Below are 9,153 nucleotides of genomic sequence, written 5' to 3'. Positions count from 1 at the left end.
AAGGTGATCCGGGCCTCCGTGCGGTCATGAGCGAGCGCCGTCAGCTGATCAACCTCGCCTACCGGCTCCTCGGCTCCGTCGCCGACGCCGAGGACGTCGTCCAGGAGACCTACGCCCGCTGGTACGCCATGTCCGCGTCCGAGCGGCAGGCCATCGCGTCGCCCGGCGCCTGGCTGACCACGGTCGCCGGCCGCATCTGCCTGAACCTGCTCGGCTCGGCGCGGGCCAGGCGGGAGACGTACGTGGGCGACTGGATCCCGGAACCGCTGCCCGAGCCCACGGAGTGGATCACCGCGCGCTCCGGCGGGACCGACCCTGCCGACCGGATCACCCTCGACGAGTCGGTGACCATGGCCTTCCTCGTCGTCCTCGACGCGATGACCCCGGCCGAGCGGGTCGCGTTCGTCCTGCACGACGTCTTCAGCTACCCGTTCGGCGAGGTCGCCGGGATCGTCGGCCGCACCCCGGCGGCCTGCCGCCAGCTGGCCTCCTCCGCCCGCCGCCGCATCCGCACCGCGCAGGCCCCCGCCGGCCCGAGCGCCGGGCAGGCCGGCATCGTCAGACGGTTCCGGACCGCGTGGGAGGCCAAGGACATCGAGGCCCTGATCGGCCTGCTCGACCCCGACGCCATCGCGACCGCCGACGGCGGCGGGCTGGCCGTCACCCACCCTTCCCCGATCGTGGGCGGCGAGCGGATCGCCCGTGCCTACGCCGCGATCGCGCGCGTGGCGGGCCACCGCACGACGTTCGTGGAGTGCACGGTCAACGGCCTGCCCGGCCTGGTCGCCCAGCAGGACGGCGCCGTCGCGACCGTCTTCGCCTTCGAGATCGCGGGCGAACGGATCAGGCGGATCTGGGCGGTACGCAACCCGGAGAAGCTCCGCCCCTGGCGGATCACCTGAGGACCGGCACCGGTCGGCCCGTGGTGACCGACTCGACGGCCGCCAGGGCGACGGCCAGGGCCGCGCGGGCGTCCTCGCCGGTCACGTACGGGGTGCGGCCGGTACGGACGGTCTCCGTGAAGTCGGCCAGCTCGGCGACGTAGGCGTCCCGGAACAGGTCCTGGTCGTACGTCGTGCAGGCGGCGCCGATGCCGTCGGGGCCGTAGGCGGTGAGGTGGGTGCGGCGGATGTCGCCCATGGTGAACATGCCGTTCGAGCCGAAGACCTCGCCGCGCACGTCGTAGCCGTACACCGCCTGGAAGTTGGCCTCCGCCGTGGCCAGGGCGCCGTTGTCGAAACGGATGGTGACCACGGCCGTGTCCAGGAGGCCGCGGTCCTTGAAGTCCGGGCGGACCAACGCGTCGGCCATCGCGAAGACTTCCGCCGGTTCGGCGCCGGGGTTGAGGTAGCGCAGGGTGTCGAAGTCGTGGATGAGGGTCTCCAGGAAGATCGTCCACGGCGGGACGCGGGACGGGTCGGCGAGGCCCGGGTCCCGGGTCAGCGAACGCAGCAGCTGCGGGGTGCCGATGTCACCGGCCCTGATCCGGTCGTGGGCGGCCCGGAAGCCCGCGTCGTAGCGCCGGTTGAAGCCGACCTGGAGCGGTACGCCCGCCACCCGCGCCGCCTCGACGGCCCGGTCGGCGTCGGCGAGGGTGACCGCCATCGGCTTCTCGCAGTAGACCGCCTTCCCGGCCTTGGCCGCGGCCTCGACCAGGTCGGCGTGGGTGCGGGCCGGGGTGGCGATCACCACCGCGTCGATGTCCGGGTCCGCGAACAGGTCGGCCGTGTCCGTGTAGGCGGTGGCGCAGCCGAGCCGGTCGGCGAGGGCCCGGGCGGCGCCCGGGACGGGGTCGGCGAGGGCGCCGAGCCGGACGCCGGGCAGCCGGCGGGCGAGCGTCTCGGCGTGGAAGGAGCCCATGCGGCCGGTGCCGATGAGGCCGACGGAGAGGGGGTGCGAGGTGGGCGCGGAGGCCGTGCCGGCCATGGGAGTCATGAGGGTTTCCTTACGTCCGTGGGCGCTGGGCGGGCTGGCAGGGCTGGCAGGGCTGACAGGGCTGGTCAGACGGTGAACGCGGTGCGGAACCGGCGGAGCGCGCTGTCGCTGTCCTCGCTCGCCCAGGCCTCCATCGCCACCGTGCCGTCGTACCCGAGGGCGGCCAGGGCGCGGGCGACCGCCGGGTAGTTGATCTCGCCGGTGCCGGGTTCGCGGCGGCCGGGCACGTCGGCCACCTGGATCTCGCCGATCAGACCCGCGCCGTGCGCCGCGCGGACCAGCTCGATCAGGTTCCCCTCGCCGATCTGGGCGTGGTAGAGGTCCAGGTTCATCCGCAGGCCCGGCCGGTCCACGGCGGCGACCAGCGCCAGCGTGTCGGCGGCCTTCGCGAACGGCACGCCGGGGTGGTCGACGGCCGTGTTGAGGTTCTCCAGCGTGAAGACGACACCGGCCCGCTCGCCCAACTCGGCGACCCGCGTGAGCGTGTCCCGCGCGGCGGCCCACATCTCCTGCGTCGGCTCGCCCTTCACCGGGTCCACGGGCAGCCCGTCCCCGTCCAGGCCGGTGCCGTGCAGGTTGAGTCGCGGGCAGCCGAGCCGCTCGGCCGCGTCGATCGACTCCCGTGCGGTGCGCAGCAGTTCGGCCACGCCGTCCGGGTCCGTGAGGTTGCCCCGCACGTACCCGGTCATCGAGCCGAACTCGGCCGGGGTGCGGGCCAGCGCGTCGAGATCGTGCCGGGTCCAGTCCCAGATCTCGACCTGGAACCCCTCGTCGTGCAGCCGCCGCGCCCGCTCGTCGACGGGCAGGTCCCGGAAGACCATCTCGGCACAGACCGCCAGTGTGAACATCGTCGTCCGCCCCTGTCTGTCATCTGGAAGCTGGCATCTAGAACGTTCTAGATTGCTGCCGTCAGTACGCCAGCACGCGGCAGCCATGTCAAGACATAATTCCTAGAACGTTGCAGTAACCCTGACCTCGGGGTTCACCCTCGTCTACGATCGTCGACACCACCACACACCTGCTAGGGAGACCCGCCGTGCCACCGCCCCCCGCGGTTCCCGACGGCCGTCGGCCGACCCTCGCCGACGTCGCCGCCCGTGCCGGCGTCTCCACGGCGCTGGTCTCCATCGTGATGCGCGACGTGCCGGGCGCGAGCGCGGCCACCCGGGAACGCGTCCTGCAGGCCGCCCGGGAGATCGGCTACCGCCCCGACTCCCGCGCCCGCCTCCTGCGCAGCAACCGCACCCATCTGATCGGCGTGCAGTTCGAGATCCAGGAACCCTTCCACACCGACCTGGTGGAGCACCTGTACGCGGCCGCCGAGTCGGCGGGCTACCAGCTCGCGCTCAGCGCGGTCGCGGCCGGCCGCAGTGAGCGGCAGGCCGTCGAGTCACTGCTCGGCGACCGTTGCGAGGCGCTGGTTCTGCTGGGCCCCCGGGCGCCGGCCGCCCGCCTCGCCGAACTCGCCGCCCTCCTGCCCGTCGTCTCCGTGGCCCGGCGGCTGCGTCCCGCCGTACCCGGCGTCCGGGTCGTCCGCACCGCCGACGACGAGGGCGCCCGCCAGGCCGTCGACCACCTGGTGTCCCTGGGCCACCGGGACATCCTGCACATCGACGGCGGCCGGGCGCCGGGCGCGGCCGAACGCCGCCGCGGCTACCGCACCGCGATGGACGACCACGGTCTCGCCGACCGCGTCCGCGTCCTGCCCGGCGGCCTGACCGAGCAGGACGGCGCCACGGCCGCCCGCACGATCCTCGACGCCACCCCCTGGCCCTCCGCGGTCCTCGCCTTCAACGACGCCTGCGCCACCGGCCTGCTCGGGGCGTTCTTCCGTGCCGGGGTCTCGGTTCCCGGCGAGTTCTCCGTGGTCGGCTTCGACGACAGCCGCGTGGCCCGCCTGCCCCACATCGACCTGACGACGGTGGCCCAGGACGTCTCCCGCATCGCCGAACTCGCCGTCGCCGCGGCAACGACCCGCCTGGACGCGCCGCCCGCTGCCAAGGCGACGAGCGAGGACGTGGTTGCCCCGCGCCTGGTCGTCAGGGGCACCACGGCGCCCGTGTGAGCCCTGACGAGGACGACGCGTTCGACCTGCTGCTGCTGCGCGTCGCCGGAGCCGCACACGGCCTCGCCGTCTTCCTCCGGCAGGGCCTCTTCGGGGTGGGCGGCACGGCCCTCGCGGACACGGAGGAGAGGGCCGCCCGCACGGCCCGGGCGATCGCGCGGGGGTGAGCACCCCGTAGCCCGTAACCCGCGGCACCTGGCCGGTGCGGTGTCGATGTGCGTCCGAGGGGTGGGAGTCGCACAGGTTTTCGGTCACAGTGGGCGTACTCGGTCGAGGAGAAACCGGGGCGGGGGGAGACAGGACCGATGACGGAACCCGATCTGTTCGCACTGGAAGCCGTTGTGGTGGGGCAGCCGAAGCGTTCGATGTGGCGCAGGTACACGGGCCCCCTCCTGGCCGTGTCCACCGTGGAGGGGACTCCGCTCGCCCAGGTCAAGGACATCAACCACCAGCACTTCTTCCTGACGAGAACGTCCGGCGAGTTCATCCTGCGCATCGAGAAGCGGTCCTGGTACGAGCCGCTCCAGCAGTTCGGGCCGGTGCGGTTCCACTTCGTCGACGGAGCGGACCGGGAGGTCGGCACCGCCGGTGCCCGCGGACTCGTCAAGTCCCGGCAGCTGACCCTCCGGACGGAGCGGGGACGCCGGCTCCTGCTCACCCGCCGGGGTCAGCTGTCCGCCGAATGGCACCTCACCGAGCCGGACCCGGCAGGGGACCCGGCGCCGGAGGTCCTCGGCCGGGTCACGGTGAGCAGCATCGACTCGTGGACCGGGTTACAGCAGTACGCCGTCGAGATGGTCCACCACCTGGACGCCTCCGAACGGCAGACGGTCATCGCCTCGGTCGTCTGCCTGCACCTGATCCGCCGGCCCCCGGGCGAGGGCCCCGCGGTGGTGTGAGGTTCACGCCGGGGTCAGCATCGCGTAGTCCGCGAAGACCCGCCGGTACCGCAGGTGCCGGGTCTCCTGCGTGTGCCTGCGCTGCCACTCCTCGACCTCCGCCGGATGCCCGCGCACCCCCGACTCGGCCCCGCAGTCCTCCTCGTCCCCCGACACGCACCGCGCCGCGTACTCGGGCGCCGCGCTCGCGTCCTGCGCGATCACGTACGGCACGTACCGGAAGACACGGCGGGTCACGGCCGGTGCTCCGCAAGCTGGTGCTGGCGCAGCAGCACGTTCGCGTCGGTGGCCGCGCTGTGGTCGTGGGCGACCAGTGCGGTCTCCCGGCGGCCGCCCAGCTCCGTGCAATCGGCGCAGCCGGGGACGGGCCAAGGTGGGCGGCTCAGGTCGTCCGGACTCGGCGGTACGGCCCACGAGCTACGGTCGTTCGCCGCGCGTACGCCCGCGCTCAGCCGCTCTCTGTCGGTGGCGGGCCGCAGCGTCGAGGGATGTGCCTGCCACTCTCTCCCTCCTCCCACAGGACGCAGCATCGCGTACGGCCCCGACTGGTCCCGGTACTCGCCGACCTGGTCGGTGGCGGTGTCGTAGAGCAGGGTTCCGGGCTCCATGGCATTCGCTCCTTTTGTCCAACATCTATACGAAATGAGCGAGTTGGACTACTCTGCGTATCGAGGCTGCTACGAGGATGGCCAGGAGGTGGGGTCGGCACGCCGAGGAGGACCGGTTCTTCCCCGTCTGGCGGCGCTAATTCCACAAATTCCATGGGGAATCAGGGAGGGGCGCGGTGCCGCAGAGGCGGGTGGTGACGGGACGCAGTCAGGAGCCCAGGCAGCGGTTCGCGGAGGAGCTGCGGTTGTTGCGGGCGGAGAGGGGGGTGAGCTTGAAGGGGTTGGCCGAGGAACTGGGCTGGGACGCGTCCAACTTCGGGAAGATGGAGAGCGGGCGGACTCTGGGGAGCCCGGAGATCGTGGAGGCGCTGGATCAGTTCTACGGGACGCCTGGGTTGTTGCTGGCCTTGTGGGAGCTGGCGGTTGGGGATCCGTCGCAGTTCAAGGAGCAGTATCGGCGGTACATGGTGCTGGAGGCGGAGGCGGTGAGCCTGTGGCAGTACTCCGTGAGTAGGCCGCCGGGGTTGCTCCAGACGCCTGGGTACGTGCGCGAGGCGCTCGCGGCCGGTGCCTTGACGGGCGAAGACCTGGAGCAGCAAGTCGATGCGCGCATTGGCCGCCGGTCCGTGCTGGAGGGCGTAGACGCGCCGCCGTTTCGCGTCATTCTTTTCGAGGCGACGCTGCGCAATTCGCTGCGGGATCCTCAAGACTGGCGTGTGCAGCTGGAGTATCTGCTGGAGGCTGCCGAGCGCCCCAACATCACTCTCCATGTACTGCCGTTCGGCACCGGGCTGCACGGCCTGGACAGCACCGACACCATGTTCCTGCGGCTGCCGGACGGTCGTACCGTCGCCTATGCCGAAAACGACGTACGGGGCGAACTCATCGAAGAAACGGGCAAGGTTGAGCGACTGCACCGCACATATGATGACGTACGTGACCGGGCCCTGAGCCCCGCCGAGTCGCGGACGTTCATCTTGCGAGTGTTGGAGGAAGTGCCGTGCGAGCCATCCACTTGAGCAATGTGACGTGGCGGAAGAGCAGTTACAGCAACTCCGACGGCGGCAACTGCATCGAAGTCTCCGACGACCTCATCCGCACCGCCTCCTGGCGCAAGAGCAGCTACAGCAACACGAGTGGCGGCGACTGCGTCGAGGTCGCCGCCGGTCTCCCTTCCCCCTCCCTCGTCCCCGTCCGCGACAGCAAAGCCCCCTCCCGCGGAACTCTCCTCTTCGACGCCTCCGCCTGGGCGGCCTTCGTCCGCGGAGTCAAGCGCTGATCTTCAGGCCGTCCAGCGTGAGGTCGAGCAGGCGCTCGGCGCGTTCCCGTTGTTCGGGCCTCGCCGAGGTGAGGGCGATGCCCTCGAGGGCGGTGGCAAGGTCGGCGGGGCTGATGTCCGCGCGGATCGCGCCGGCGGCCACGCAGGGATCCATCAGTGCGGTGATGGCGGCCCGGATCATGTCCCGGCTCTGGCCGTAGGGGCTGTCTCCTGCCGCGGCGATGGCGCGCAGGGCGTCGATCATGCCGTATTTCGTGGTGACGTAGTCCAGGAAGAGACGCGTCCAGGCGTGCAGGGCCTCGTAGGGCGGCTTCGCTGCGAGCAGGCCGGGGACGGCGTCACAGAGCTGGGCCACCTCGTTGCGGTAGACGGCCTCGATCAGGGCTTCCCGGGTCGCGAAGTTGCGATAGAGGGTCGCGCTGCCCACGCCCGCCTCCTTGGCGATGCGCTCCAGATGCGTGTCCAGGCCCTCGTCGGCGAACATCCGCACCGCCGCCGCGAGGATCTTGTCTCTGTTGCGCTGTGCGTCGGCCCGCAACGGGATCTCCTTCGACTTGCTAACCGGGGGCGCGCCCACTTAGCGTTGGGGATAAGTGGTGGCGCCTCCACTTTCATCGTAGGCCATGCTCTGGCCTGCGCACACCCCCTTGGGAAGGGCGTTGATCATGTCATCAGGGATCGAGGGCAAGGTCGTGGCGATCACGGGTGCCAGCAGCGGTATCGGTGCGGCGACAGCGGCCTACCTTGCTGAGAGGGGCGCGCGGCTCGTGCTCGGGGCCCGGCGGGAGGACCGGCTGAACCAGGTCGTGGACCAGATCACGGCGAAGGGAGGTTCGGCCGTGGGGGTCGTCGTCGACGTGACGCGCCGGGCGGACCTGGGGCGGCTGACGGACACGGCGGTCGACCGGTTCGGGCGGCTCGACGTCCTGGTCTCCAACGCCGGCACGATGGCGGTGTCACCGTTCGACGAACTGCGCCAGGACGACTGGGACGCGATGGTCGCGACGCATGTCACCGGACTGCTGAACGGTATCGGGGCCGCGCTGCCGGTCTTCCGGCGGCAGCGCTCCGGCCAGTTCGTCAACGTCGCCTCCACCGCGGCCAACGTCGTGAAATCCCCGCAGGGCGTCTACGCGGCGACCAAGACGGCGGTGAAGGTGCTGACCGAAGGGCTGCGGCAGGAGTCGGGACCTGACCTGCGGGTCACCCTGGTCTCCCCCGGGTTCACCGACACCGAGGGGGTGGGCAGGGGAGGGAGTCCCGAGGCGGCGGCAGCACTGGCTCGGCAGCGTGACGAGATCGCGATGCCGCCCTCCGCCGTCGCGTCCGCGATCGGTTACGCGATCGAGCAGCCCGTCGGCATCGACATCAGCGAGATCGTCGTCCGGCCGACCGTGCAGGCCTGACGCGCACGGCGCCGGACCGCCCCGGCATCGGAACGGGGGGCATCCCCCGGATCCCCCCATCCCCTCGGACGCGGGCTGTCACCGGTCCGGTGCGGCGATCACCGGTAGGCGCCCACCGCCACCCGCACGAACGACCGCAGCAACGGATTGCCGTCCCCCTCCGCCCATGCCACCACCACCCGGCTCGGCGGCATGTCGGAGACCGGCACCACGGTGAGCCCGGCTCCGGGGTCGTGGCCGGCCAGCGTCATGCCGACCGTGCCGTTCCAGAGCACGGCCTGCCGGCATTCCTGAACGGCCCGTACCACCGGCCCCTCCCGCACCTCCCCGCCGTTCCAGTACGACTGCCAGAGCCGGTCCGTGTCCTCCGGGAACCGGAACCAGTGCCGGTCGGCGAGGTCGGCCAGCTTCAGGCTCTCCCGGCCGGCCAGCGGATCGTCGGCACGGAGCAGCGCCCCCACCGGGTCGGCGCGCAACTCCCGTACCACCAGCCCTGTCTCGTCGAACGGCGCGCGGGTGAGCGCGATGTCGACGGCACCGGCGTGCAATCCGCACGTGGGGTCCGTCAGGTCGGTCTCGCGGATACGGATCTCGACGCCCGGGTGCCGTTCGCGGTACGCCCGGGCCAGCCGCCGTACGCCCGGATCCGTGCTGTCGCCCAGGAGGCCGACGGTGAGCACCCCGGCGCCCGCCGCCGTCGCGACCCGCACGCGCAGCCTGTCGGCCTGGTCGAGGAGTGCGCGGGCCTCGTCCAGCAGGACCGCTCCCACCGGGGTCAGGGCGACCCCGGCCGGCGACCGCTCGAAGAGCCGCGCGCCCAGCTCGGCCTCCAGCGCCCTGACCGCACGGCTCAGCGGGGGCTGGCTCATATGGAGCCGTGCGGCGGCCCGGCCGAAGTGGAGTTCCTCGGCGACCGCCACGAAATAGCGCAGCGTACGTAGCTCCATGCTGCAACGATACC

The 9,153-nt window shown here is 71.8% G+C and carries 13 protein-coding genes; 7 read left to right on the top strand and 6 right to left on the bottom strand.

Features of this window, described 5'->3' with window-relative positions; translation table 11 throughout:
• Positions 1-26 precede the first annotated feature (26 nt).
• Complete coding sequence (gene sigJ, locus ACFWPQ_RS35945) at positions 27-902, top strand: RNA polymerase sigma factor SigJ (protein ID WP_384044504.1); 876 nt, start codon at positions 27-29, stop codon at positions 900-902.
• Here sigJ and ACFWPQ_RS35940 read toward each other — a convergent pair.
• Positions 895-1,935, bottom strand: coding sequence for a Gfo/Idh/MocA family oxidoreductase (locus tag ACFWPQ_RS35940; protein WP_384044354.1), 1,041 nt, complete (start codon positions 1,933-1,935; stop codon positions 895-897). The genes sigJ and ACFWPQ_RS35940 overlap by 8 nt on opposite strands.
• Positions 1,936-2,000: 65 nt before the next feature.
• Positions 2,001-2,783, bottom strand: a complete 783-nt coding sequence (locus ACFWPQ_RS35935) for a TIM barrel protein (RefSeq protein ID WP_384044351.1) — start codon at positions 2,781-2,783, stop codon at positions 2,001-2,003.
• A 188-nt stretch (positions 2,784-2,971) separates the two neighbouring features.
• Between ACFWPQ_RS35935 and ACFWPQ_RS35930 the strand changes: the two genes are divergently transcribed.
• The 3 genes from ACFWPQ_RS35930 (at position 2,972) to ACFWPQ_RS35920 (ending at position 4,899) form a co-directional block, all read left to right on the top strand.
• Positions 2,972-4,000: a LacI family DNA-binding transcriptional regulator gene (locus ACFWPQ_RS35930; protein ID WP_384044348.1), complete on the top strand. Its 1,029-nt coding sequence runs from the start codon at positions 2,972-2,974 to the stop codon at positions 3,998-4,000.
• Complete coding sequence (locus tag ACFWPQ_RS35925) at positions 3,997-4,167, top strand: hypothetical protein (RefSeq protein WP_384044346.1); 171 nt, start codon at positions 3,997-3,999, stop codon at positions 4,165-4,167. Before ACFWPQ_RS35930 ends, ACFWPQ_RS35925 begins: the two co-directional genes overlap by 4 nt.
• A gap of 138 nt (positions 4,168-4,305) precedes the next feature.
• Complete coding sequence (locus ACFWPQ_RS35920) at positions 4,306-4,899, top strand: hypothetical protein (protein WP_384044342.1); 594 nt, start codon at positions 4,306-4,308, stop codon at positions 4,897-4,899.
• 3 nt (positions 4,900-4,902) lie between these two features.
• On the opposite strand, the gene ACFWPQ_RS35915 is transcribed toward ACFWPQ_RS35920, so the two are convergent.
• Positions 4,903-5,136, bottom strand: a complete 234-nt coding sequence (locus ACFWPQ_RS35915) for a hypothetical protein (protein WP_384044339.1) — start codon at positions 5,134-5,136, stop codon at positions 4,903-4,905.
• A complete protein-coding gene (locus tag ACFWPQ_RS35910) occupies positions 5,133-5,507 on the bottom strand; it encodes a hypothetical protein (RefSeq protein WP_384044336.1) in 375 nt (124 codons plus the stop codon). Before ACFWPQ_RS35910 ends, ACFWPQ_RS35915 begins: the two co-directional genes overlap by 4 nt.
• Before the next feature lie 176 nt (positions 5,508-5,683).
• Between ACFWPQ_RS35910 and ACFWPQ_RS35905 the strand changes: the two genes are divergently transcribed.
• The gene (locus ACFWPQ_RS35905; protein ID WP_384044333.1) at positions 5,684-6,526 is read left to right on the top strand and encodes a helix-turn-helix domain-containing protein; all 843 of its coding nucleotides are present in this window, start codon (positions 5,684-5,686) and stop codon (positions 6,524-6,526) included.
• Positions 6,508-6,786, top strand: coding sequence for a DUF397 domain-containing protein (locus tag ACFWPQ_RS35900; RefSeq protein ID WP_384044330.1), 279 nt, complete (start codon positions 6,508-6,510; stop codon positions 6,784-6,786). Before ACFWPQ_RS35905 ends, ACFWPQ_RS35900 begins: the two co-directional genes overlap by 19 nt.
• On the opposite strand, the gene ACFWPQ_RS35895 is transcribed toward ACFWPQ_RS35900, so the two are convergent.
• Positions 6,776-7,324, bottom strand: a complete 549-nt coding sequence (locus ACFWPQ_RS35895; RefSeq protein ID WP_384044327.1) for a TetR/AcrR family transcriptional regulator — start codon at positions 7,322-7,324, stop codon at positions 6,776-6,778. The two genes, ACFWPQ_RS35900 and ACFWPQ_RS35895, sit on opposite strands and share 11 nt — an antisense overlap.
• Before the next feature lie 127 nt (positions 7,325-7,451).
• Between ACFWPQ_RS35895 and ACFWPQ_RS35890 the strand changes: the two genes are divergently transcribed.
• The gene (locus tag ACFWPQ_RS35890) at positions 7,452-8,192 is read left to right on the top strand and encodes an SDR family oxidoreductase (RefSeq protein ID WP_384044324.1); all 741 of its coding nucleotides are present in this window, start codon (positions 7,452-7,454) and stop codon (positions 8,190-8,192) included.
• A gap of 98 nt (positions 8,193-8,290) precedes the next feature.
• On the opposite strand, the gene ACFWPQ_RS35885 is transcribed toward ACFWPQ_RS35890, so the two are convergent.
• A complete protein-coding gene (locus ACFWPQ_RS35885; protein ID WP_384044321.1) occupies positions 8,291-9,139 on the bottom strand; it encodes a LysR substrate-binding domain-containing protein in 849 nt (282 codons plus the stop codon).
• Between the last annotated feature and the right edge of the window lie 14 nt (positions 9,140-9,153).

Origin of the sequence: Streptomyces sp. NPDC058464 (assembly GCF_042721035.1) — a bacterium.
GTDB lineage: Bacteria > Actinomycetota > Actinomycetes > Streptomycetales > Streptomycetaceae > Streptomyces.
This window is presented reverse-complemented; position numbering and strand designations above follow the sequence as displayed.